Origin of the sequence: Streptacidiphilus monticola, assembly GCF_042658505.1 — a bacterium.
Taxonomy (GTDB): Bacteria; Actinomycetota; Actinomycetes; order Streptomycetales; family Streptomycetaceae; genus Streptacidiphilus; species Streptacidiphilus monticola.
Genome location: NZ_JBHSQJ010000122.1, coordinates 134,914 through 156,020 on the forward strand (window position 1 = coordinate 134,914; position 21,107 = coordinate 156,020).

General features: G+C 71.9%; 22 protein-coding genes and 1 pseudogene. 9 read left to right on the forward strand and 14 right to left on the reverse strand.

Features of this window, described 5'->3' with window-relative positions:
- Nucleotides 1-439: 439 nt before the first annotated feature.
- Complete coding sequence (locus ACFP3V_RS25625; protein WP_380588001.1) at nucleotides 440-1,567, forward strand: NADH:flavin oxidoreductase; 1,128 nt, start codon at nucleotides 440-442, stop codon at nucleotides 1,565-1,567.
- A gap of 370 nt (nucleotides 1,568-1,937) precedes the next feature.
- Here ACFP3V_RS25625 and ACFP3V_RS25630 read toward each other — a convergent pair whose 3' ends face one another.
- The 5 genes from ACFP3V_RS25630 to ACFP3V_RS25650 form a co-directional block, all read right to left on the reverse strand.
- Complete coding sequence (locus ACFP3V_RS25630) at nucleotides 1,938-2,693, reverse strand: anti-sigma factor (protein WP_380588004.1); 756 nt, start codon at nucleotides 2,691-2,693, stop codon at nucleotides 1,938-1,940.
- Nucleotides 2,690-3,217 carry a sigma-70 family RNA polymerase sigma factor gene (locus tag ACFP3V_RS25635; protein WP_380588078.1) on the reverse strand — a complete coding sequence of 176 codons (528 nt, stop codon included), beginning with the start codon at nucleotides 3,215-3,217 and terminating at the stop codon, nucleotides 2,690-2,692. The genes ACFP3V_RS25630 and ACFP3V_RS25635 overlap by 4 nt, the downstream gene beginning before the upstream one ends.
- A 153-nt stretch (nucleotides 3,218-3,370) precedes the next feature.
- Nucleotides 3,371-4,105 (reverse strand): class I SAM-dependent methyltransferase, encoded by a 735-nt coding sequence (locus ACFP3V_RS25640; RefSeq protein ID WP_380588007.1) that lies wholly within the window; start codon nucleotides 4,103-4,105, stop codon nucleotides 3,371-3,373.
- Nucleotides 4,106-4,247: 142 nt separating this feature from the next.
- Nucleotides 4,248-5,795, reverse strand: a complete 1,548-nt coding sequence (locus ACFP3V_RS25645; RefSeq protein WP_380588010.1) for a molybdopterin-dependent oxidoreductase — start codon at nucleotides 5,793-5,795, stop codon at nucleotides 4,248-4,250.
- Between the two features lie 78 nt (nucleotides 5,796-5,873).
- The gene (locus ACFP3V_RS25650) at nucleotides 5,874-6,128 is read right to left on the reverse strand and encodes a twin-arginine translocase TatA/TatE family subunit (protein ID WP_380588013.1); all 255 of its coding nucleotides are present in this window, start codon (nucleotides 6,126-6,128) and stop codon (nucleotides 5,874-5,876) included.
- Between the two features lie 367 nt (nucleotides 6,129-6,495).
- Between ACFP3V_RS25650 and ACFP3V_RS25655 the strand changes: the two genes are divergently transcribed.
- The 3 genes from ACFP3V_RS25655 to ACFP3V_RS25665 all read left to right on the forward strand — a co-directional run bounded on the left by ACFP3V_RS25655 (nucleotide 6,496) and on the right by ACFP3V_RS25665 (nucleotide 8,748).
- Nucleotides 6,496-6,801, forward strand: coding sequence for a hypothetical protein (locus ACFP3V_RS25655; RefSeq protein ID WP_380588016.1), 306 nt, complete (start codon nucleotides 6,496-6,498; stop codon nucleotides 6,799-6,801).
- A gap of 111 nt (nucleotides 6,802-6,912) precedes the next feature.
- The gene (locus tag ACFP3V_RS25660; protein ID WP_380588019.1) at nucleotides 6,913-8,304 is read left to right on the forward strand and encodes a DUF4331 domain-containing protein; all 1,392 of its coding nucleotides are present in this window, start codon (nucleotides 6,913-6,915) and stop codon (nucleotides 8,302-8,304) included.
- A gap of 93 nt (nucleotides 8,305-8,397) precedes the next feature.
- Nucleotides 8,398-8,748 carry a hypothetical protein gene (locus tag ACFP3V_RS25665; protein WP_380588022.1) on the forward strand — a complete coding sequence of 117 codons (351 nt, stop codon included), beginning with the start codon at nucleotides 8,398-8,400 and terminating at the stop codon, nucleotides 8,746-8,748.
- A 64-nt stretch (nucleotides 8,749-8,812) separates the two neighbouring features.
- On the opposite strand, the gene ACFP3V_RS25670 is transcribed toward ACFP3V_RS25665, so the two are convergent.
- Together ACFP3V_RS25670 and ACFP3V_RS25675 are read right to left on the reverse strand one after the other, a co-directional pair.
- Nucleotides 8,813-9,262, reverse strand: coding sequence for a DUF3618 domain-containing protein (locus tag ACFP3V_RS25670; protein WP_380588025.1), 450 nt, complete (start codon nucleotides 9,260-9,262; stop codon nucleotides 8,813-8,815).
- A complete protein-coding gene (locus ACFP3V_RS25675) occupies nucleotides 9,259-9,681 on the reverse strand; it encodes a phage holin family protein (RefSeq protein ID WP_380588081.1) in 423 nt (140 codons plus the stop codon). The genes ACFP3V_RS25670 and ACFP3V_RS25675 overlap by 4 nt, the downstream gene beginning before the upstream one ends.
- A gap of 394 nt (nucleotides 9,682-10,075) precedes the next feature.
- On the opposite strand from ACFP3V_RS25675, the gene ACFP3V_RS25680 reads away from it, so the two are divergent.
- Entirely contained in the window at nucleotides 10,076-11,443 is a 1,368-nt protein-coding gene (locus tag ACFP3V_RS25680; RefSeq protein ID WP_380588028.1) for a cryptochrome/photolyase family protein, read from the forward strand.
- A gap of 113 nt (nucleotides 11,444-11,556) precedes the next feature.
- Nucleotides 11,557-11,895, forward strand: a complete 339-nt coding sequence (locus ACFP3V_RS25685; RefSeq protein ID WP_380588031.1) for an SRPBCC family protein — start codon at nucleotides 11,557-11,559, stop codon at nucleotides 11,893-11,895.
- A gap of 195 nt (nucleotides 11,896-12,090) precedes the next feature.
- Here ACFP3V_RS25685 and ACFP3V_RS25690 read toward each other — a convergent pair whose 3' ends face one another.
- Nucleotides 12,091-12,549, reverse strand: coding sequence for a MarR family winged helix-turn-helix transcriptional regulator (locus tag ACFP3V_RS25690; RefSeq protein ID WP_380588034.1), 459 nt, complete (start codon nucleotides 12,547-12,549; stop codon nucleotides 12,091-12,093).
- 87 nt (nucleotides 12,550-12,636) lie between these two features.
- Between ACFP3V_RS25690 and ACFP3V_RS25695 the strand changes: the two genes are divergently transcribed.
- On the forward strand, nucleotides 12,637-13,224 hold the full coding sequence (locus ACFP3V_RS25695; protein WP_380588037.1) for an NADPH-dependent FMN reductase: 588 nt from the start codon (nucleotides 12,637-12,639) through the stop codon (nucleotides 13,222-13,224).
- Between the two features lie 474 nt (nucleotides 13,225-13,698).
- Here ACFP3V_RS25695 and ACFP3V_RS25700 read toward each other — a convergent pair whose 3' ends face one another.
- From ACFP3V_RS25700 to ACFP3V_RS25725, 6 genes are all read right to left on the reverse strand, one after another.
- The gene (locus ACFP3V_RS25700; RefSeq protein WP_380588040.1) at nucleotides 13,699-14,535 is read right to left on the reverse strand and encodes a MerR family transcriptional regulator; all 837 of its coding nucleotides are present in this window, start codon (nucleotides 14,533-14,535) and stop codon (nucleotides 13,699-13,701) included.
- 757 nt (nucleotides 14,536-15,292) lie between these two features.
- Nucleotides 15,293-17,725, reverse strand: coding sequence for a SpoIIE family protein phosphatase (locus tag ACFP3V_RS25705; RefSeq protein ID WP_380588042.1), 2,433 nt, complete (start codon nucleotides 17,723-17,725; stop codon nucleotides 15,293-15,295).
- A gap of 5 nt (nucleotides 17,726-17,730) precedes the next feature.
- Entirely contained in the window at nucleotides 17,731-18,054 is a 324-nt protein-coding gene (locus ACFP3V_RS25710; RefSeq protein WP_380588045.1) for a hypothetical protein, read from the reverse strand.
- A 119-nt stretch (nucleotides 18,055-18,173) separates the two neighbouring features.
- The gene (locus ACFP3V_RS25715; RefSeq protein ID WP_380588048.1) at nucleotides 18,174-18,479 is read right to left on the reverse strand and encodes a hypothetical protein; all 306 of its coding nucleotides are present in this window, start codon (nucleotides 18,477-18,479) and stop codon (nucleotides 18,174-18,176) included.
- A 45-nt stretch (nucleotides 18,480-18,524) separates the two neighbouring features.
- A complete protein-coding gene (locus ACFP3V_RS25720; RefSeq protein WP_380588051.1) occupies nucleotides 18,525-18,821 on the reverse strand; it encodes a DUF3303 domain-containing protein in 297 nt (98 codons plus the stop codon).
- A gap of 363 nt (nucleotides 18,822-19,184) precedes the next feature.
- Complete coding sequence (locus ACFP3V_RS25725) at nucleotides 19,185-20,114, reverse strand: alpha/beta hydrolase (protein WP_380588054.1); 930 nt, start codon at nucleotides 20,112-20,114, stop codon at nucleotides 19,185-19,187.
- A gap of 55 nt (nucleotides 20,115-20,169) precedes the next feature.
- Here ACFP3V_RS25725 and ACFP3V_RS25730 point away from each other — a divergent pair, with 55 nt between their 5' ends.
- Both ACFP3V_RS25730 and ACFP3V_RS25735 read left to right on the forward strand, forming a co-directional pair.
- On the forward strand, nucleotides 20,170-20,634 hold the full coding sequence (locus tag ACFP3V_RS25730; RefSeq protein ID WP_380588057.1) for a MarR family winged helix-turn-helix transcriptional regulator: 465 nt from the start codon (nucleotides 20,170-20,172) through the stop codon (nucleotides 20,632-20,634).
- 217 nt (nucleotides 20,635-20,851) lie between these two features.
- Nucleotides 20,852-21,070, forward strand: a pseudogene (locus ACFP3V_RS25735) (alpha/beta fold hydrolase); the annotation flags it as partial.
- Nucleotides 21,071-21,107 lie beyond the last annotated feature (37 nt).

Genomic DNA, 21,107 nt, shown 5'->3' on the forward strand with positions numbered 1-21,107 from the left:
CGGCCCCTCACGGCGTCGATTCTCGACGCGATCAGAGCGGCCGCGGACGGGCACGGGCTGATCAACAGTCGCCACCGTCACCGAGATGCCGGCCCGGTGGGTCGCCCAACTCCCGGGCCCCTGGGGCGCGTTGCGCCAGGCCCACCGGAAAGCGACGTCATGCGGCCCTTCGTAGCGGGCCGAACGGTCAACCGGCCCCAGCAGCAAGGAGCATGCGGACCGTTCGCTCCCGGGCTCGCGCCCGGTCGGCGGGGCCCGGCGCGGTCGGCGGGGGCGCGCGGGCTGTGGGCGGGGCCGGCCGCCGCGATGTGGATCCGGCGTTGCCCGAATCTCATCACGAGAAACTTGACCACATCAAATATGCATGTCTACTGTCAGTTCATCACTTGAAGTTCTCAAGCATCAAGCTGCCAAGCAGTACCCCGTGAGGAGCACCCCTGTGACCGCCACCACGAACACCGCCTCCCGCGCAGCCGAGATACTCTCCCGGCCCGTGACGCTGAACGGCCTGACCGTCCCGAACCGCATCGTGATGGCGCCGATGACGCGCATGTTCTCCCCTGGGGGCGTGCCCGGAGAGGACGTGCGGTCCTACTACGCTCGCCGTGCCGCCGCCGGGGTGGGCCTGATCGTCACCGAGGGCACCTACGTGGGCCACGAGTCGGCGGGACAGAGCGACCGGGTGCCGCGCTTCCACGGCGAGGAGCAGCTGGCCGGATGGGCGAAGGTCGCCGAGTCGGTGCACGCGGCGGGCGGCACGATCGTGCCGCAGCTGTGGCACATCGGCATGGTGCGCGAGCAGGGCCAGGCCCCCTACGCCGACGCCCCCGCCATGGGTCCCTCGGGTATCCGCGTCGACGGCACCGAGGGCACGGGCAAGGCCATGACGCAGCGCGACCTGGACGACGTCATCGGCGCCTTCGCCGAGGCCGCCGCGGCCGCCGAGCGCATCGGCTTCGACGGCGTCGAACTGCACGGCGCCCACGGCTACCTGGTCGACCAGTTCCTGTGGGAGCGGACGAACCGGCGGACCGACGCCTACGGCGGCGACCCGGTGGCCCGGACGAAGTTCGCGGCCGAAATCGTCACCGCCGTCCGCGAAGCGGTCTCCCCCGAGTTCCCGGTGATCTTCCGCTACTCGCAGTGGAAGCAGGAGGCCTACGACGCCCGGCTCGCCGAGACCCCCGAGGAGCTCGAGGCGATCCTGGCTCCGCTCGCCGCAGCCGGCGTCGACGCCTTCCACGCCTCGACCCGGCGCTACTGGCTCCCCGAGTTCGAGGGTTCGGACCTCAACCTGGCCGGCTGGACCAAGAAGCTCACCGGCCGCCCCACCATCACGGTCGGCTCCGTCGGTCTCGACGGGGACTTCATCCACGCGTTCGCGGGCAAGGGTGCCGAACTCGGCAGCCTCGACAACCTGCTCGACCGGCTGGAGCGCGACGAGTTCGACCTGGTCGCCGTCGGCCGCGCCCTGCTCCAGGACCCGGAGTGGGCCGCCAAGGTCCTGGCGGGCCGGACCGACGAGCTGAAGCCGTACGACGCGGCGGCGCTCAAGACGCTGAGCTAGTCCTCGACGGATCGCGGTTGGTTCGCCGACCGGGTCGGCGAACCAACCGCGGCCATGAGCGGTCCGCGCTGGCGCCGCACAACTGCTCGCCCCAGTGAAGCGAAACGGTCCACCTGCGCGGCGATCGCCGCATCCGCGGTTCCGTCGTCCAATCCGGACCGGACCACCCGTTCCAGTCGTCGGCGTCGCCGCCGACCTGGCGCACCGCATGCCCGACATCGCCGACACGATCGACCCGCGCCGCCGGGTCGTCCGGTTGCGCGTTCGGTCGCATCTGCTCGTCGGACAGGGAAAGTACCGTCTGTTGATCCGTTCTCCGCGTGCCTTCCGGATTCGCGCCCGCCGACCGCTCGGCGCCGCCCGCTCGCCCTCATGTGGTGGGGAACGCCATGAGGGCGATCGGGGCGCTGGTCGGGCGCGGGGAGCCTCCGGCCGGTTCGACGGTGATGCCCATGCCACGGGCCGGGCCGAGGGCGCCGGTCAGCAGCACGGTCTGGTTGGCGGTGCCGGGGGGGACGAGGCCGGCGGGGCGCATGGTGCCGGCGTCGTCGTACCAGAGTTGGTACACCTTGTCGGCGGGGAGGGCGGGGAGCCCCGGGGTGAGGAACACGGCGCGGTTCTGGGACCGGGATTCGACGACGACCGCCCGGGTGGTGTCGTTCACGGTCCCGGAGACGGTGCGGGCGTCGGGCGCGGCCAGGACGGCGGCGATCTGCTGGGCGTGGGCTTCGGCCTGGACGGCCTGCTGGTGGGCGTCGTGGGCGTCCTGGTACTGCCAGACCGCGACTCCGCCGAGGGCTGCGGCGGCTGCGACGGAGGCGGCGAGTATGAAGGCCTGGGCGCGCCGGACGGGCGCCGCCCGGTGGCTGCGGGGGGCCGGCAGCTGAACCTCAGGGGGGTCGTGCCGGACCAGGGCGGCACGGCGGAGTACCTGCTGCTTCATCGCGGGCGGGGGTGTTTCGGCGGTGGCCTGGGCGAGACGGGCCGCGGTGGCCTGGAATTCGCCGACCTCGGTCCGGCAGGACTCGCACTGGTCCAGATGGGCTTCGAACGCGCGGCGCTCGTCCTCGTCCAGTGCCCACACGGCGTAGGCTCCGGCGAGCGTGTGCAGGTCGGCCGCGGTCATGACGTCACCCCCAGGCAGTCCCGCATCCGGATCAGGCCGTCGCGCATCCGCGCCTTCGTGGTCCCCAACGGGATCGCCAGCAGTTCGGCGACCTCACGGTAGGTCAGGCCCCGGTAGTAGGCCAGGACCAGGGCCTGGCGCTGCATCTCGGTCAGCGCCTTGAGGCAGCGGCGGACCAGTTCCTTCTCCAGGCGGTGGTCGACCTCTTCGGCGACTTCGTCGTAGGCGGGGGTGCGCTCCAGCAGGGCGGCCTTGCGATCGCGTTCGGTGGACGCCTGCGCGGAGCGGACGCGGTCGACCGCCCGGCGGTGGGCGATGGTCATCACCCAGGACAGGGCGCTGCCCTTGTCCGGCTGGAAGCGGGTGGCGGTGCGCCAGACCTCGACCAGAACCTCCTGGGTGACCTCCTCGGACTGGGCGGGGTCGCGCAGCACGCTGCGGACGATGCCGAGGACCGGTCCGGCGATGTGGTCGTAGAGGGACGCGAAGGCGTCCTGGTCTCCCTGGGCCGTGCGGAGCAGCAGCTCGTCGGGGCGGTCCCCGGGTAGCTGCGGCGTGCCGAGGAAGCGGGGTTGCCCGCGCCCGCCCGCGTCGGCGAAGCCGTGTGGTCGGTCCACAGTGCTGCCACTTCCTCTCGTCCGTGCGCCCGCCCTGGCGCGACCAGGCGGCGTGTACGTTCACCAGTTCTGCCTGGTCTTCGACGCTGTGAGCGCGGCGGATGGGTGGGCGCGCGAAAAAGATTCTTCCGCGGGAACCCCATCCGCGCCGGGGCCGGTCGCGAATGCGCCTGCTGGCTGCCCCCGCCACGGGGCAGCCGGAGCCGACGGTCGGTCAGTTCGTGCGACGGCACCGGTTCTCCGGCTACTTCGTCGCCCACTTCGCGACCCCGGTAGTTCCGGCCGTGTAGTGCTGCCCGGGCGAGGTGGCGCTGGCACATCCGGCACGCTACCTGTTCGAGTTCCTGGCCCGTCACGGCATGCTCTCCGTGACCGGCTCCCCGGTCTGGCGCACCGTCGCCAGCGGCTCGACCCCAGGGCCCGCTCGCCTGGGTGGGGGTGGCGTGCTGGACGGTGGGGCTCGCCTTCGAGGCACTCCCGGAGCCCTGCCTTGACGTCGCCCCACTGGTGCACGCTCAAGGTGGTCATCGCCGCGTCGAACGTGCCGTCGCCGAACGGCAGGTTCTCGGCTACGGCGTCGATGGCGGCGGGCAGGTGTGCGGGGCGCTGGGCACGCATCGACGCCGACGGCTCGACCGCCGTCACCTCCAGCGTCGTCGACTCGTACGACCCCGCGCCGGCCCCGACATGGACCACCGTGCGCGCCGCCCAGGGCGGCGGTGATCGCCTGCTCGATCCTTCGGTGCGGCTGCCGGTACGTGGTGTACCCGCCGCCTGTCGTGCCGCAGTCCGCATCCCCTGCGCTGCCGTCCGCCCCGCGTTCGCTCATGATCCGAACCTGGCCACGCGGTCAACGCGTCCGTCCGGGCCACCGCGAGCCACCAGTGACCGTGGCCTCCCCGGCCGACGGCCCGACTGGGCGTCGCTGCAAAGGAGTTCATTCGACGATGGCGACGATGCCGTGCCAGCCGGTGGCCCCCGCCGGGAACGGCGGCTGCCGCTGCTCGGGCTGGGTCGCGCCGGTCGCGTCGGTGGCGCGGACCTGCAGCGTGTGGGTGCCGGGCTGGGCGTCGGCCCATTCCCAGGTCCACTGCCGCCAGGTGTCGGGGCCGACGGCTTCAGCCAGGTGGGCCTGCCGCCACGGGCCGCCGTCGACGCGGACCTCGACGGCGGCGATACCGCGGTGGGTGGCCCAGGCCGTCCCGGCCACCATGACCGCGCCGGCGCGCAGGTGGGCGAAGGGAGCGGGGACTTCGATCCGGGACGCGGTGCGGACGACGCCGTGGCGGTCCCAGCCGCGTTCGACCCAGTAGGGGCTGTAGGCGGCGAACGCCGTCACTTCCAGGTCCACCAGCCACTTGGTGGCCGAGGTGTAGCCGTAGAAGCCGGGGACCACCGAACGGCACGGGAACCCGTGCGCCACCGGGAGGGGCTCGCCGTTCATACCGACCGCGAGGAGGGCCGGTCGGCCGTCGAGGACACTGTCCAGCGGGGTGCCGATGGACATGTGGTCCTTGGAACGCCCCACCAGCTGGTCCGCCCCGGCCCGCACTCCGGCGCGGCGCAGGAGCGCGGGCAGGGAGGCGCCGAGCCAGCGGGCGGTGCCGACGTAGGGTCCGCCCACCTCGTTGGACACGCAGGACAGGGTGTAGTCCAACTCCTCGAGCGGGAGTCGCAGCAGCTGGTCGAAGTCGAGTTCGAGGGGGCGGTCGACCATGCCGTGGACGCGCAAGGACCAACGGCGGGGGTCGATCTGAGGCAGCGTCAGGGCGGTGTCCACCCGGTAGAAGTCCCGGTTGGCGGTGGTGAACGGCGACAGCCCGGCGATGTCGGGGTGGACCCGCGGGGGCAGTGCGGGACCCGGGTGCGCGGGCGCGGGCAGGCGAACCCCTGCTCGTGCGGCCGCGACGCTGCTGCGGGCGCCGGCCAGTGCACGGCCGCCCAGGTCGGCGACGACCCCGACCGCGAGGACGCCTCCCGTCGCCCCCAGCACGGTACGCCGCGTCGGTCCGGAGCTTTCGCTCCGGCACGCCCTTCTTCCGAGGCCGGACAGCCACCACAGCACGACGGCCCCGACTGTCCCCGCTGTCAGGGCCGGCCACACCGCGACGGCGCGGACGGCTGCAACCCACGCGCCGACCCCGGCGAACAGCAAGAACACCGCGACTCCCGCTGGGCGCCACCGGGCGGACAGGACGCCGGCTGCCAGGGCGAGCAGCACGAGGGTGGCGTGGATGCCGGAGAGCAGGACGAACTTGTCGTGCGTACCGAAGGTGCGCACGGCGTAGTCCTTCAGCGGAGTGGGTGTCAGGTCGATCGCCTGGGAGCCGACGGCGAGTACCGGGGAGCTGTCCGCCCCGGTGAAGGCGGCGACCAGTTCACCCGCGCCGATGGCCGCCGCCGCGGCCGCCAGGCCCGTCAAAGCGGCGGGCGCTCCCCGCCTCCACCACCTGGGACGAGACGGTTGACGCTTCCCGGTACTCATGCCGGCTATTCGGTGCAGGAACCCTCGGCGGATGGGTCGAGCGGCTCGGAGCTTCGAACGACCGCCTCTGTCGGCGGGTCAGGTCCGCTGGGTGTCGCGGTCGGCGTGCGCGGGCGCCGTGGGTCCCGGTCGCTCGAGCACCTGTGCCGTGACTGCCGCGGGCGCGTCAGGGGCGGGCTCGTGGTCGTCGGTGCGCAGCGCATGCGTGTCGGCCTTGAGGATGCGCAGGGACTTTGCCAGGGCGCGGGCCGAGTCGGGCAGGCGTGTGGCGCCGAACAGCACCAGGACGACCAGGGCGGTGACGATGATGTCCAGGGCCCTGTTTTCCAGCATGTCGCATCCTTCCCTCGGCTCCCGGGCTCGGGGGCCTGGAGGGACAGCGGGGGTGCTGCCCACTTCACCTTCGGGGCCGCGGCCGCCTGGGACCTGCCTTGGTGGCCGCGGGGAGTCGCGGTTCACCCGCCTGGGTCAGCGCCGTGCGGCTGCACCGGCCACGTGGCTGCGGCAGCCGGGTGATCCCATGTCGCTGGGCCGCGTGGGTCGTTGACGGACCGTCAGGTGCGGTAATTGACTGCGCCTCGTTCGCGGTTCCCGCCTCCGACGCGCATCCGCAGCCGCGCCCTTCCGGGGACGCCGGCGGAGCCCCTCTGGTCAGGCGGAGCTGCCCGCTTCCCGCTCCCGCCAGTACGGAGGTCTCTCCATGCCTGAAATCGCGCCCGGCCAGGAAGCCAGTTCCCCCTTGACCCGTCGGGGCCTGATCAAGAACGCTGCGACCGCCGGGGCGGCGGTCGCAGCCGCGGGCCTGCTCGCCGGTGCCTCGACCGGCCAGGCCCACGCCGCCTCCCTTGCGGAGACTGCGGCCGAGCGTGCCGCTGACCTGACCGAACCGCTGATGGTCCGGGTCGCCGACGCGCGCACCGGCGCGCTCGACATCTTCCACGGGGACACCCACCACACCGTCCACAACCGGAACCTGGCCCAGGCGCTGATCAACGCCGCCCGTTGACCTCCGGCTGCCGCCCTCCGCCCGGGTCACTGCTGGTGACACCCGGGAGAGCCCACGTACGCGGTTCCCTGCCCACCCGTTGCACTTCACCCATCTTGCGAGGCCCTGGTCATGTCCTCCCACCGCGAAGCTCCCGAGATCTCCAAGGACCCGGTCGCCGACAGCACCGACGTCTACGCGTTCGTCAGCCCCGACGCCTGCGACACCGTGACGCTGATCGCCAACTACATTCCGCTGCAGGGCGCGGCCGGCGGGCCGAACTTCTACGAGTTCGGCGACGACGTCCTGTACGAGATCCACGTGGACAACGACGGCGACGGCCGCGCGGACGTCACCTTCCAGTTCCGCTTCACCACCCACGTCCACAACCCGGAGACGTTCCTCTACAACACCGGGCCGATCACCTCGCTGACGTCGGCGAGCTGGAACCGCCGCCAGACCTACACCCTGACCAAGGTGGACGCCCACGGCCGGGCCACCGTCCTGGGCAAGGGGCTGACCTGTCCGCCGTGCAACATCGGCCCCCTGTCCACCCCGAACTACGCCTCCCTCGCCGCCGCAGCCGTCCACAAGCTGGCGGGCGGCCGGAAGGTGTTCGCGGGGCAGCGCGCGGAGGGCTTCTACGTCGACCTCGGCTCGATCTTCGACCTCGGCAACCTGCGCCCGCTGCAGAACCTGCACCTGCTCGGCAACATCTTCTCCGGGCCGGCGCCAGGGGTGAACACCACCAAGGAGCTGAACGTCCACAGCCTCGCCCTGCAGGTCCCGATCCGGGAACTGACCCGCGGCGGCTGGAACAACGGCGACGTCAACGACCCGCGCGCCACCATCGGCGTGTGGACCTCAGCCAGCCGCCGCCAGGCCCGCGTGATCGAGCGCGGCCAGGGCAAGGACGCCGAATCCGGGCCCTTCGTTCAGGTCTCCCGCCTGGGCAACCCCCTGGTCAACGAAGTCGTGATCCCCATGGGCCACAAGGACCAGTGGAACGCCCTGCCCCCGGCGGACGACAAGAAGTTCGCCCACTACGTCGCCCACCCCGAACTGGCCAAGCTCCTTCCCGTGCTCTACCCGGGCCAGTTCCCGCACCTGGACGCCCTCAACAAGTCCGGCAAGCCGCGCGCCGACCTCCTGGCGATCCTGCTCACCGGCATCCCCGCCGGCATCGTGCCCGGCTTCCAGAACCACACCGGCTCCACCGAGGCCGACATGTTGCGCCTGAACATCGCGGTGCCGCCCGCGGCCAAGCCGAACATCCTCGGCCTGGTCGCCGGCGACGCCGCTGGGTTCCCCAACGGCCGCCGCGTGTTCGACGACGTCGTCACCGTGGAGCTGCGCGCGGTGGCGGGACTGACCTACGCCCTGGTCGACAAGTCGTTCACCCCGGACGCCGCCGTCAACGCGGTCACCGACGGCCTCGGCCCCGACAGCGTCGAGAACCCCTACCTCGATCACTTCCCCTACCTGGGCCTGCCCTACGACGGCTACCACCACCCCGCGTCCTGACGCACTCCCCCTGGGACCGGGTGGGGCTGCCCCATCACCCCCCCGGGGCAGCCCCATTTCCTCGCCTTCCGCGCCTGAAAGCAGCACGCCCACATGACCCACACCCACCCGCACCCCCACCCTCATGCGCAGGGCCATGCGCCGCTGCCCCCTCCCTCGCAGCCCGGCAGCGTCGTCCTGGACATCGGTTCCGACACAGGTGCGCTCCTGATCCACACCGACGCACTGCACGACGGCGTCGAGATCGAGGTCAGCCCGATGGGCGACGACGCCCGGCGCACTCACGCCGCTGTCCGCCCCCGGCACCTGCCCTCGGGCACCGTCTACAGCGCACTGATCACCCCGCTGCCCGCCGGCCACTACACGCTGTGGCTCAACGCCGACGAAGATTGCGGCCGTGTCGAGGTGACCGGGGCCCACGTCAGCGAAGTCCACTGGCCCTGACCCGCACGTGCTGCGGGGCCGGCGACCACCTGGACGCCGGCCCCGCGCTCGCCGCCGAAGCCGCTCACCCCTTCGTACGGCGGCACGCCAGCCACACCAGGAGGGCCGCCCCGGCTGCCGCCAGCAGGAGGGTGCGGTTGTTCCGCGCCACCTGTGCTCCCTGGGCAGCCTTCTGCCGCACCGGTTCGGGCGCCTTCTCCTGGACCAGGTGGGCGGCCTGGGCGGCCTTGGCCCTCGCCTGCTCGGCGGCGGAGGCCGCCTTGTCCTTGACCGGGTCGGGGATCTTCTCCTGCACCTGGGCCGCCTTGTGGCTGGTCTTGGCCTTCAGCTCGCCGGCTTTGGCGGCGGCCTGCTGCTTGACCTCGGCGGCCTTCTCCTGCGCGCGGGCCTTGAGGTCGGTCTTGGCGGCCAGTGCCTGGACCGTCTGGCCGAGCTCTTCGCGGGTCTGGTCGACCTGCTCGCGCAGTTCCTCGGGGCTGGATGCGATGGGCTCGTCGTGCGGAGGCTGGGTCATCGGTGTGCACTCTCCTTGATCTCGGCGACGTCGGCCTTCACGCTCTGAACGGTCTGCTCGGGCGTAGGCGGCGCGGCCTCCTGGATCTGCTTCCTGCCGCTCAGGGCCAGCACCGCGGCGATCACGCCCAGAACCGCGGTGACGATCAGCGCCGCCGCCCACACCGGCAGCGGCACCGCCAGGGCGGCAATCGCGGTGGCCACCAGGGCCTGCGCCATCAGGAAGCCGACCACCCCGGCGCCGCCGAACAGTCCGCCGCCTTTGCCGTAGCGCTTGCCCTTCTCCTTCATCTCCGCCTGTGCCAGCCTCATCTCGCCGCGCACCAGCTCGGTCAGCTGCTCCGAGGCCCGTTGCACCAGCACGCTGACCGGCTCGTCACTGCCGTGCAGGCTGGTACGGCCGGCAGAGGGCGGCTGCATGGTCGACACGACGATCACCTCCCGTCTTCCTGCTGAGTCCGTGGCGGCGGTTCCGCCGCCACGGGTATGCGGGTACCCCGAACGGGGAGAATCAGGACATCGGCCGGGCACGGCAGGCACGCGCATGGGGGCGATGGTCCGGCCATGCCTCACCGTGCCGGCTGGTTGCGCCGATGCTTGCGTACAAGGCCCGGCTCGCCCTGCGACCGTCCCCGTCCCGGCCTGTGACTGCTGCTCGGCCCCTTCCTGGGAACTCGGCGAGAGCAGCAAAATCCCCTGCCTGCCCTACCCATCCATGAGGCACGGGGCGACGAACAGTGAAGGAGACTCAGTGGGGCCCCGCCCAGGGGCCGACACCGGCCGCGACACCACGGAGCCGGAGAAAGGCGCAGGTATGTCGGTTCGCATCTGCTTGTTCACCCGAGACCTCCGGCTGACGGACAACCCCGTGCTCCACGCCGCCTCGGCGGCCGGACGGGAGGAGGTCCTGCCGGTCTTCGTGAACGATCCCGCTGTGCGCGCCGCCGGCTTCGCCGCACCCAACCGCCTGGCGTTCCTGCACGACAGCCTCGCCGACCTGGACGCGGGCCTGCGCGCCTGCGGAAGTCGCCTCGTCGTCCGCACCGGCCGGACAGCGGACGCGGTGGCCCGGCTGGTCGGCGAAACAGGCGCGAGCGAGGTCCACCTCGCCGCCGACCACAGCGCCTTCGCCCACGCACGCGAGGAAGCCGTGCGCGCGGCCGCGGAGCCGCTCGGGGCACGCGTCGTCGCCCACGAGGCTGTGGTCACCGCGGTCGCCCCGGGAGCCGCAGTGCCCACCGGCTCGGACCACTACGCCGTCTTCACCCCCTACCTGCGCCGGTGGTCCCGGACAGCCCTGCGCCGCCCCCTCCCCCCGCCGCAGAACCTGCGCACCCCCGCGAAGCCCCACTCGGAGCCCCTGCCCACGCGGCCCGACGCGGACCAACTGTCCCCGTCCCTGGCGCCCGGAGGCGAAACGGAGGCCCGCCGGGCCATGCGCAGCTGGCTCGACCACCACCTCGACGGCTACGACGACGGCCACGACGCGCTCGCGGACGACCGCACCTCGCGACTCTCCCCCGCCCTGCACTTCGGCTGCCTGTCCCCCACCGAACTCGTCCACCACGCCCGCACGGCCGGCACCCCGGGCGCGGCGGCCTTCGAGCGCCAACTCGCCTGGCGCGACTTCCACCACCAGGTCCTCGCCGCACGCCCGGACGCCGCCCGGGGCGACTACCGCTCGCGCCACGACCAGTGGCGCGACTCCCCTGCCGAACTGCGCGCCTGGCAGCAGGGCCGCACCGGCTACCCGCTGGTGGACGCGGGAATGCGGCAACTGCGCCAGGAGGGCTGGATGCACAACAGGGCCCGCCTGGTCACCGCGAGCTTCCTGTGCAAGACCCTCGGCATCGACTGGCGCGAAGGCGCCCGGCATTTCCTGTCCCTGCTGGTGGACGGCGACATCGCGAACAACCAGCTCAACTGGCAGTGGGTGGCCGGGACCGGAACGGACACCCGACCCAACCGCGTGCTCAACCCGGTCGCCCAGGCCAAGCGCTACGACGCCGACGGTACGTACATCCGCCGCTGGGTGCCGGAGCTGTCCGCCCTGACGGCTCCGGCCGTGCACGAGCCGTGGAAACTGCCCGCCGCGCTGCGTGCCGAACTCGGCTACCCCGAACCGCTGGTGGCCCTCGACGCCGGCCGGGACAGGTTCCTGTCCGGTCGCGGCAGGGGCTGATCGCGACGATGGCCCTCTTCGTGCTGACGCGGACGACGCCACTCGGAACACGTGTGTGTTGGGACCGGCTGACCGACTGGCCTCGCCATGGCGACCGGATCGCCTTCACTCGCGTGTCCGCGGCGAGCGGTACCGGCCACGCGGTGGGCGACGTCGTCCTTGCCCGCACCTCGCTCGGCCCTCTGGGCTTCGACGACCCGATGGAGATCGTGGCGCTCACACCCCCCTCGCCCGGCCGCGACGGCCTGTGCCGACTGGAGAAGCGGGGCCGGACCGTCCGGGGCTGGGCCGAGCTGAGGGTGGCCGACACGCCTGGAGCCGCGCCGGGCAGCACCGCGACGTGGGTCGAGGACCTGCACGTGCGCGGCATCCCGACCGCCCTCGACCCGGTGCTGGCCGCAGCCTCCCGGCTGGTCTTCGGCCGCGTCCTGGATGCGCTGCTGGCCCCGTGAACGCGACGCTGCCTTGCCTACTGCGCCACCGCGGGAGTCGTGCGGGGGCGTCCACTTCGCCGCACCGCGACGCCGTCTCCGGGCTTGAGCCGACAGGTTGTCTCACGATGCCCCAGGGCCGCCTGTATCGGCGGCCCTAGGAGGGCTGTATCGGACGCGGTCTCGCGGTCCACACGACTGGCAGCGTGACGTTGCTCAGTGCGGCTCCAGGCGATCGGCTGTCTGCTCACTCCATGCCCGGATGGCGGATGCCTGCTCGGGGGTGAGCGAGTCGAGGAAGTGGCGACGGATGTTGCCGCCGTGCACGAGGATGGCGCTCTGAGCGGCGCGGCGCCCCTCGGAGGTCAACCCGATCCCCGCCCGGCGGCCGTCGGCCCCGTACTGAGTGCGCTTGACCAAGCCCCGCTTCTCCATGCGTGTCAGCTGATGCGAGACGCGGCTCTTGTCCCAGCCGAGCGACTCGGAGAGCTCGCCGACACGCAGCTCGCGGCCGACGGCCTGCCACAACGTCACCAGCACGCTGAACTCGGCCTTCGAGATGTCGCAGTCACGCTGCAGGCCTCGTTCCAGCTCCCTGGCGAGCAGGCGCTGCGCGCGCATCCAGGTGTCCCAGAACTCCCAGTCCTCGGCGTCCATCGGTCGCGCTTCCGTCATGGGGCAGAGCATACGCGACCTGCTGAGTTGTCACATCAACTCCTCTCATTCTAGAGTTGACGTGACAACTCCGCCGGAAGGAAGACCATGCCGCTCCGCATCGCGCTCATCCTCGGAAGCACCCGCCCCGGACGCCGCGGCGACCAAATCGCCGCCTGGGCGCTGCAGGCCGCCCGTGCCCACGGCGGAGCCGAGTACGAACTCATCGACCTGGCCGACCACGACCTGGGCAACCTCGACGAACCCGGCAACCCCAACTTCCAGCAGTACCAGCACGACCACACCCGAGCCTGGGGCGCACTCATCGACAGCTTCGACGGCTACGTGTTCCTCGTCCCCGAGTACAACCACTCCTACCCCGGAGCCCTCAAGAACGCCCTGGACTACGTCTACCGGGAGTGGAACGACAAGGCCGCCGGGATCATCAGCTACGGCGGCTGGGCCGCCGGGGCACGGGCCGCTGAAGCGCTGCGACTCGTCCTCGCCGAACTCCAGGTGGCCACAGTGCGAGCCCAGCCCACCATCTCGACACACCCGTCGTTCCACACAGGCACCTTCGTCCCCCAAGAGGGCCTCAACACCGCCCTGGGCACCATGCTCGACCAGGTGATCGCCTGGTCGAGCGCCCTGCGCCGAGTGCGCCAGACCAGGACACAGACGCCCACAGCCGCATAGGGCCCGGTTCGTCACAGGTTCCACCACCACCGCCGCCTAGCCGGCTCACGCGGGCGACCTGCGCCGCGTCGAGGACCAAGGAACATCCGCCGCCCTGGCCGCGAAGCGGGAGTTCGGCCACGAAGCCCTCAACCCGTGCCAGGTCCGCGAAGCCCTGGCTTCGACGGGCCCGTCTCGTGAGGCCACCAGCGCTGCGGTTTGCGTCACGCTCTGCCGGCGACGCGGTCGCCCCGATGCGCGGGGCGACCGCGTCCGCCGCCCCCTCAGGCCGGCTGTGAGAGCTGGGGCCCGGCGGCACGCCGTCGGGCCGGCACAGCACAAGGCGCCGCCGCCGTGCGTGGTCGTACGTGACCCGCTGCCGCCGCGGAGGGCCGCCGGGGCCTGCCGCCCCCGCGCAGGGCCGCATTCGGGGAACCCACCGGCGTGATCTCCCAGGGCCGCAGACAGGTGCGGCGGGGGGCTGGGGCCGGATGTTCAGTCAACGGCAGGGGCGAGCGGCCACTGGATCTCGGTGACCCAACCGTCCTGCGGGCCGCAGGAGTTGAGGTAGAGCTCGCGGCCGAGGCGGTCGGCCCGGTGGCCGGAGGCCTCGATCCAGCGGGCGAGTGTCTGGACGGAGCCGAGCACCTGGTCCATGGACCCGTGGTGCACGATGGTCGCGGCCCGCTCCACCGCGGGCAGATCCACGACGTCGATCCCTGGCAGGGAGCCGGGGTCGGCGGCCACCGTGGCACCGGCGTGGACGAGGATGCGATCGCCCAGCCGGCCGTCCCCCTCCTGCTCGTACCAGGCGATGTCGGGGCCGGTGACGGCGACACCGGCCTGCCCCAGCCGCTCCTGCAGCGACCGGTACAGCGGGCCGATCACGGGGCCGATGTGACGTGGGTCGAAGCTGTCGGCAACGCCGCTCAGGACGGCCACGCGGACGGCGGGCAGGGCCTTGAGGACGACCTCTTCCTTGGGCATGATCCCCTCGCTCTCGATGGTTCGGAGTCGCGCCTCGACCTGGGCCAGCCGTGCGGCCGCCGTGGCCACGGCCTCCGCCAGCTCGGCCCGGCGCAGCCGCAGCATCCCGCGCAGTTCCTGCGCGTCGACCTTCGCCTCCAGGACCTCGCCCACCTGCTGGAGGCTGAATCCGAGTTCCTTGAGGGCGATGATCCGGTTGAGCAGCGACAGCTGGGCGGCCTCGTAGTACCGGTATCCGGTCCACGGGTCCACCCGGGCAGGGCGTAGCAGGCCCAGTGCGTCGTAGTGCCGCAGCATGCGGACCGACACCTGGCCCAGGGCGGCGAACTCTCCGATGGTGAACATGACCCCTCCAGTGCAGAGCCTCCCACTGTGTCAGGGTCAAGCCGCGCCGGGATGGGCCATGACCTTCCCTTCCCGGAGCCCCTGCCTGCGGGCCGGCCGCACGCGGCCCCGGCGATCTCCTGGCCATGGAGCGGGAGTTGAGCCGGGGACTCGGGTCGGACCGAAGCCGCCACTGTGTGGCAGGCTCCGGTGCGCGAGGCGAAGCCTCCGGTGTGCACGGCTCCGCTGACCGCGGCACCGAAGACCCCGCCCGTCGATCTGGCGAAGGTGACGACGGCGCTTGCGACACCGACGTTGCGGACCGACCTCATTGTGCCGGTCGTCCGGGCATTCCTCGCATGTGCTCCCGGCCCTGAGTAAGGCCCTGTTTCCCGTTCGCCGGAAGCCCCGGTCAGCTTGCTTCGGCCCGTTCGACCTGAGCACGGGTAGGACAGAGGCGGTAGGACTCGGTGCCGGTCCGGATGATTGCGCCGTTGAGCCCTGCATCGCCGCGCCGGTGCCCGGCGCGATCAGCAGATGCGATGTGCCGTGCCGGGCTGGCCGATCCAGCGGAGCGGGGGTCGGCGCACCGGGAGCGCGGCGCCCGATGGTGAGCGCAGAGGATCCGCGGTGCATCGGGCTTGCGTGCCAGGCTGGCCGCGCCGTCCTGGTGGCTGCGGCCAGCCCTCCTCGCACGCCGGACGGGTTGGAGGTCGAACCGCGGTCGGGGCCCGTCCGGTCTATTCATCGCCTGGCCCGACACGGGCCCGGCAAACATTCAGAGCGCGGGGATCTCCGCCCAGATGGTCTTTCCGGTGAGGCTGTGGCGGGTGCCCCAGCGGTGGGCCATCTGGGCGACGAGCATCAGGCCCCGGCCGCCCTCCTCCCAGTCACGGGCGCGGCGCAGATGCGGGGCCGTACTGCTGGCGTCCGAGACCTCGCAGATCAGGACTCGGTCACGGATGAGGCGCAGCGTGATCGGCGGAGCCGCGTGGCGGATCGCGTTGGTCACGAGCTCGCTGACGATCAGTTCCGCCGCGTAGACCTCATCGCCCGAGCCCCACTCGGACAGACGCTGCGACACGGCCTTCCGGGCATCCGCGACCGCGACGGGGTCGGACGGGATGTTCCAGGTGACGACGTGGTCCTTGTCCAAGGCCCGGGTACGCGCGAGGACCAGGGCGACATCGTCCCGGGGTCGTCCTGCGACGAGGTCGTCGAGGACGGCGTCGCAGGTGTCCTCCAACGACGCGCCGGTGCGCGCGAGCAACCGGCACAGCCGCTGGTATCCCTCGTCGACATCGCGCTCGCGCGTCTCGATCAGCCCGTTGGAGAACAGTGCGAGCAGGCTGCCCTCCGGCAGTTCGACGCCATTGGCCTCGAAGGGCAGACCGCCGACACCGAGCGGCGGGCCGATCGACATCGGGGCCACCGCAGGCATCCCCGCGGGCGGCATCATCACGGGCGGCGGATGTCCGGCGCTGGCCATCGTGCAGGTCCGGGACACCGGGTCATAAATGACGTAGCAGCAGGTGGCCCCCACCTCACCGCCGCCTTCACCCCCGCTTTCATCGCCGCCGGCCTCGGACGACAGCCGCACGACGAGGTCGTCCAGACTGGTCAGCAGCTCGTCCGGCGGCAGGTCCACGTCCGAGAGCGTGCGCACGGCGGTGCGCAGCCTGCCCATGGTCGCGGTGGCGCGGATGCCGTGGCCGACCACGTCGCCGACGACGAGCGCCACCCGGGCACCGGAGAGTGGGATCACGTCGAACCAGTCGCCGCCGATCCCGGAGCCGGCGCCCGCCGGGATGTACCGTGATGCGGCGTCGACCGCTGCCTGCTCCGGCATGCGCTGCGGCAGCAGGCTGTGTTGGAGGGACAGAGCGGTCTCCCGCTCACGTGAGTACCTGCGGGCGTTGTCCATGGCGACTGCGGCCCTGGCCGCCAGTTCCTCGGCCAGCAGGAGGTCGTCCGGCCCGAAGCGTTCCATGCGCTCGGCGCGGCTGCGGCGGTAGAACACCACGACGCCGAGCGTCACCCCACGGGCGCGCAAGGGCACCGCGAGCATCGAGTGGTAGCCCTGGTCGCGAATAAGCGCCGCGCGACGGCGGTCCACCCCCATCCAATGGACGAACTCGGGGTCCTCGGCATTGCAGAGCACCCCGGCACCCGTCGCCAGTGCACGGGCCGGCGGCGTGAACTCGGGGTAGCTGTCGGTGCCGCCGATCGCCAGTACGGTCGGCAGCCGCGTGCCGGGGGCGAAGCGGTGCGCGACGCGGCGAAGCATCACCGAGCCGAGCAACTCGCCCTCGCTGGGCTCGATTTCGGCTTCCAGAGCGGTGAGCAGGTCGACGCTCGCGAAGTCGGCGATCTCCGGCACCGTCACCTCGAGCAGTTCGCCTGCGGTCCGGGGGAGGTCGAGGGTGCTCCCGATCCTGCGCGCGGCCTCGTTGAGCAGCACGAGGCGCTTGCGCGCCCAGAACTGCTCGGTGGTGTCATGGGCGACGAGGACGACGCCGTGCACGTCGCCGTCGGGGCCCGTCAGGGGAGCGAAGTCGACCGACCACGCGTGGATCCGTCGATCGCCCCCGGTGCGCTGGTAGCTCTCCAGGTGTACGGGCGCCCGGCTCTCCAGAGCCTGGCGCAGTCCGTCGGACAGCGCGCTGGTCTGCGGCTGTGTGGTGATGTCGTGGATGCCCAGGCCACGCAAGGCGCTGTCCGGCAGCCCGACGACGGGCACCATGGCCCGGTTGGAGCGCCGGTACCTGAGCTGCGCGTCGTACAGGGAGATGGAGCAGCCGGGCAGTTCTTCGAAGGCCCACTTGGCGAGGTCGTCGTCCTCAGGACGGGGCTCCCTGCCGCTCAGCGCGGACACGATGCGCCAGCTCTCCGGAGTGCGCTCCGAGGCCTGGCCGGGTGGCAGGGATGGCACGTGGTGATGCGCGATCACGGTCACGTCCACGCGATGACCGTCGCGGTGCCGCAGGGCGAGCGGGCCGCTCCATCGTTCCGTGCTCCGGGCCAGGACGCGGACCAGGCGATCGCGGGAGACGGGTTCCGCCAACAGGTCGGCGGCGGGCCGACCCAGCACGTCGGCGGCGGGACGTCCGAGCAGTCGCTCGGCGCCGGTATTCCAGCCCACGACGTACCCGTGAGCATCGACGACGGCCTCCGCCGTGCCCCCTTCGCCGCCTTCCCACCGGGTCGGCACCGAGATCAGGCGCCCCAGCCGTAGGCGTCGTGCGTCTCGAGGTCCTGCCAGAACGTCGGCTCGACCTGGGCGGTCACCCCCGCCGCTTCGAAGATCGGCAGGATGGCGGACTGCTGCTCCTGGAAGAAGCCCTCGAAGCTCTGCCGGTCCGGCCACTCGTCCAGCACCATGACCTTGCCGCCGTCGGCGGACCCGCGGAAGCGGTGCGCCACGAGGCCGTGCCGCTTGGCCGCTTCGAGGATCGCCTCCATCTTCTCCTTGTTGTCGGCGGCGTACTTCTCCAGTGCCTTCGCGTCGCCGACGACCTCCAGCGTCATGAACACGGACATCGCTGCTCCTCTCTCTTCGTGAAGGTGCCGAAAGGCCGGACGGGTGGCGCCGGCTGACGCGGCGTCAGGCCGGCGCCCCTTGACCTGCCGGCGCCTCTTCCTGGTCCTCTTCTTGCGGTTCACCCACTCGCCCCGGTGACGCCCGGGGCCACGAACCTGCGGTTGAGGGGGCTGTACTCGACGACCGGGTTGCTGGTGACGCCCAGCTTCTCCCGCACGACGGGGTCGAGCCGCTCGGTGACGAACCGCTCGAAGTCCTCCTGGGACTGCCAGACGTCGACGACATGGAAGCCGTCGCCGCCGAACCACGAGACGTGCAACTCGGCCCCCTGCGGGGGCTCCTCCTCCCAACGCACGGCGGAGAGGGCGGCCTGGTACAGGTCGCTCGTGATCTCCGGCCAGTGCATGGTCATCACGACGGACACGGGGACACCTCGATTCTTCCGATGCGCGGCACGCGCGTGGGCGCCTCAGACGCGACGGCGCTGCAGGGCCTCGGGGCCGATCCGCAGGCCCTCCTCCGCGCTGACGGCGGGGTAGGTGGCGATCTGGAAGACATCGCCCCACGTCAGGGTGAGTTCCATGATCGGGACGAACTCGGCCGCCTCGAACACGACGACGACGGCGGGCTGCTCGGCTGCTGTCCAGTACTCCCCCAGCACCTGCAGCCCCTCGGGGTACTGCCACTGCGCCCGGCGGGCCAGGGCGCCGTCGCGTTGCTCCCTGGTGAGTCCGGGCTGCCAGCTCAGGGTCATGATGTGGAGCACGGCGACTCCTGGAATGACGTGCCTTGGTGCGCGGCATAGGGCACCACTTCCACGCTAGTTGCGCACACGAAGCGCGGCCAACGGGAGGAGGGCGCAGCGCGGAGCAGCCCGACCGTCCTGGTCCGGCCGCCCGTGGCGCCGGACCAGGACCGGGAGGTGCGCGCCCGTGTCGACGACCGTGCAGGGGGCCGTCTCCCGGGGCGCGGACTCCAGGCGGGTACTGCCGGCCCGCCTGGGAGCAATCGCCAATTTATGACATGACCTCGCCATTCAGCGCGGCCACGCCGTGACGGGTCCGCGCATGGCGGAAGTCCGCCACCGCACGACCGCCGGTGGCGCCCGTCGTCCCCTCCGGCGGGACGCTCACCGGCATCCTGCCGCCGTCCCGGCGGGGCGTGGGGCACGGATGCGCTGAGCGACGAAGAGGGCGGCGCGGTCCAGCGCCTCCTCCGCCTCGTCCAGGACGCCGGTGAGCGCCTGGAACACGTGCGGCACGTCGGCGGTGACGTCGAGGATGACGTCCACCCCGGCCTCCCGGGCACGCGCGGCCAGCCGGGTGGAGTCGTCCAGCAGGATCTCGTTCGTGCCCACCTGGATCAGCAGGGGCGGGAAGCCGGTGAGGTCAGCGAAGACGGCGGGGCTCAGCAGGGGCTGGTGCGGATCGGCGCCGGCGAGGTACATGGCCCCGGTGTGTTCCATGGCCCGGCGGGTGAAGATCGGGTCCAGATCCTCCTTGGTGGTCATGCTCTCTCCGCTGCGGGTGGCGTCCAGGCCCGGGGAGAACGCCACGATGGCGGCAGGCAGGGGCAGACCGGCGTCGCGGGCGGCGAGGCAGGTGGTGACGGCGAGGCCGCCTCCGGCGGAGTCGCCGGCGAAGACGACCGCGGCGGGGTCCGCGCCGCTGTCGAGGAGCGCGCGGTAGGCGTCCAGGGTGTCGTCGATGGCGGCGGGGAAGGGGTGCTCGGGGGCGAGCCGGTAGTCCACCGAGTAGGCCGGGAAGCCGGTCCTGACGACGAGTTGTCCGGTCAGGCAGAGGGCGGTCCGCGGAGATCCGAACACCCAGGCCCCGCCGTGGAAGTACAGGATCGTCCCGGCACGCTGCCCGGTCTCGGGCTCGACGTGCAGCGCGGGACGGGCACCGAGCGTCGTTTCCATGGTGCGGATGCCGGCAGGCACGACCATCTGGCTCATCAGCGCTCGGAATCCGGCCCGCAGTTCCTCGACCGACGGGGGTTCGGCCGGCTGCGGGTGGCGCATCATCGCGTCGACGTGGGCGCGTTGCTCCTGGCTCACGGGTATGCTCCCCTCGGAAGTATCTTCCAGAACACTATATGCCAAGGAATGCACTTTGGGCAGTCACCCCGCCAACCTCGCCACGTTCTTCTCCGACCTCGTCCGATGCGAGACGCGCCTCTACAACGCCCTCAACGACCGCCTCCGAGAGCGGCACGGGATCGTCACCTCGCAGTTCGAGTTCCTGTGCTACCTGCGCGACCACCCCGGTTCCCGGGTGGCGGACCTCGCCGCCCACTTCGCCATCGGCATCGGAGCGACCAGCAAGGGCGCCGACCGCCTGGAAAGGCAGGGATGGGCCGTCCGGCAACCCAACCCGGCCGACCGCCGTTCGTCCCTCCTCGTCCTGACCGAGCAGGGCTCCCAACTCCTGGAAGCGGCCGAGAAGACCTTCAACCAGGCGCTCGCCGAACTGATCGAGGGCACCCTCGACCCCTCCGCGACACAAGCCGCCGCCCAGGCCTTCGCCACGCTGCGCGCCGCCCTCGAACACAACCAGACCGGCAGCCCGGCCGGCTGACCCCGCCTCGATCCCACGAGCAGCCGGCGACTCCAGAGCGGCGACCCCGCGGTCCCACGCCAGGTCGGTCACGGTGCACGCGACGGCCTTGGCCCGTGCGCGCGGGGTCAATCGCGGGCCGGGTGGCGCGCCTAGCGTGCGGAGCACCAGGTACGCCGGGCAGCCGGGCACGGAGCAGGTTGGCGGCGGCCGCCGGATCGCAGCGAGGGAGAAGCCCATGACCACCACCCCCACCGTCGTCCTCGTCCACGGCGCGTTCGCCGACGCGACCAGCTGGTCCGGCGTCGTCGCCGAGCTGCAGAGCCACGCCATTCCCGTGGTGGCACCGCCGAACCCGCTGCGGGGGCTGGCCGTTGACGCGGCCTATGTCGCGTCGGTGGCGGCGCAGGTCGACGGTCCGGTCGTCCTGGTCGGGCACTCCTACGGAGGTGCGCTGGGCGGATTCAACTGATCGTCGCAACACCGGCGTGCAG

What these genes read in the sequence shown, in the direction of transcription:
- ACFP3V_RS25630 (WP_380588004.1), bottom strand. Translation starts at nt 2,693, where the DNA reads ATGACCGCGGCCGACCTGCACACGCTCGCCGGAGCCTACGCCGTGTGG.
- ACFP3V_RS25640 (WP_380588007.1), bottom strand. Translation starts at nt 4,105, where the DNA reads ATGCGGACTGCGGCACGACAGGCGGCGGGTACACCACGTACCGGCAGC.
- ACFP3V_RS25645 (WP_380588010.1), bottom strand. Translation starts at nt 5,795, where the DNA reads ATGAGTACCGGGAAGCGTCAACCGTCTCGTCCCAGGTGGTGGAGGCGG.
- ACFP3V_RS25650 (WP_380588013.1), bottom strand. Translation starts at nt 6,128, where the DNA reads ATGCTGGAAAACAGGGCCCTGGACATCATCGTCACCGCCCTGGTCGTC.
- ACFP3V_RS25655 (WP_380588016.1), top strand. Translation starts at nt 6,496, where the DNA reads ATGCCTGAAATCGCGCCCGGCCAGGAAGCCAGTTCCCCCTTGACCCGT.
- ACFP3V_RS25660 (WP_380588019.1), top strand. Translation starts at nt 6,913, where the DNA reads ATGTCCTCCCACCGCGAAGCTCCCGAGATCTCCAAGGACCCGGTCGCC.
- ACFP3V_RS25665 (WP_380588022.1), top strand. Translation starts at nt 8,398, where the DNA reads ATGACCCACACCCACCCGCACCCCCACCCTCATGCGCAGGGCCATGCG.
- ACFP3V_RS25670 (WP_380588025.1), bottom strand. Translation starts at nt 9,262, where the DNA reads ATGACCCAGCCTCCGCACGACGAGCCCATCGCATCCAGCCCCGAGGAA.
- ACFP3V_RS25675 (WP_380588081.1), bottom strand. Translation starts at nt 9,681, where the DNA reads ATGCAGCCGCCCTCTGCCGGCCGTACCAGCCTGCACGGCAGTGACGAG.
- ACFP3V_RS25680 (WP_380588028.1), top strand. Translation starts at nt 10,076, where the DNA reads ATGTCGGTTCGCATCTGCTTGTTCACCCGAGACCTCCGGCTGACGGAC.
- ACFP3V_RS25690 (WP_380588034.1), bottom strand. Translation starts at nt 12,549, where the DNA reads ATGACGGAAGCGCGACCGATGGACGCCGAGGACTGGGAGTTCTGGGAC.
- ACFP3V_RS25695 (WP_380588037.1), top strand. Translation starts at nt 12,637, where the DNA reads ATGCCGCTCCGCATCGCGCTCATCCTCGGAAGCACCCGCCCCGGACGC.
- ACFP3V_RS25700 (WP_380588040.1), bottom strand. Translation starts at nt 14,535, where the DNA reads ATGTTCACCATCGGAGAGTTCGCCGCCCTGGGCCAGGTGTCGGTCCGC.
- ACFP3V_RS25710 (WP_380588045.1), bottom strand. Translation starts at nt 18,054, where the DNA reads ATGTCCGTGTTCATGACGCTGGAGGTCGTCGGCGACGCGAAGGCACTG.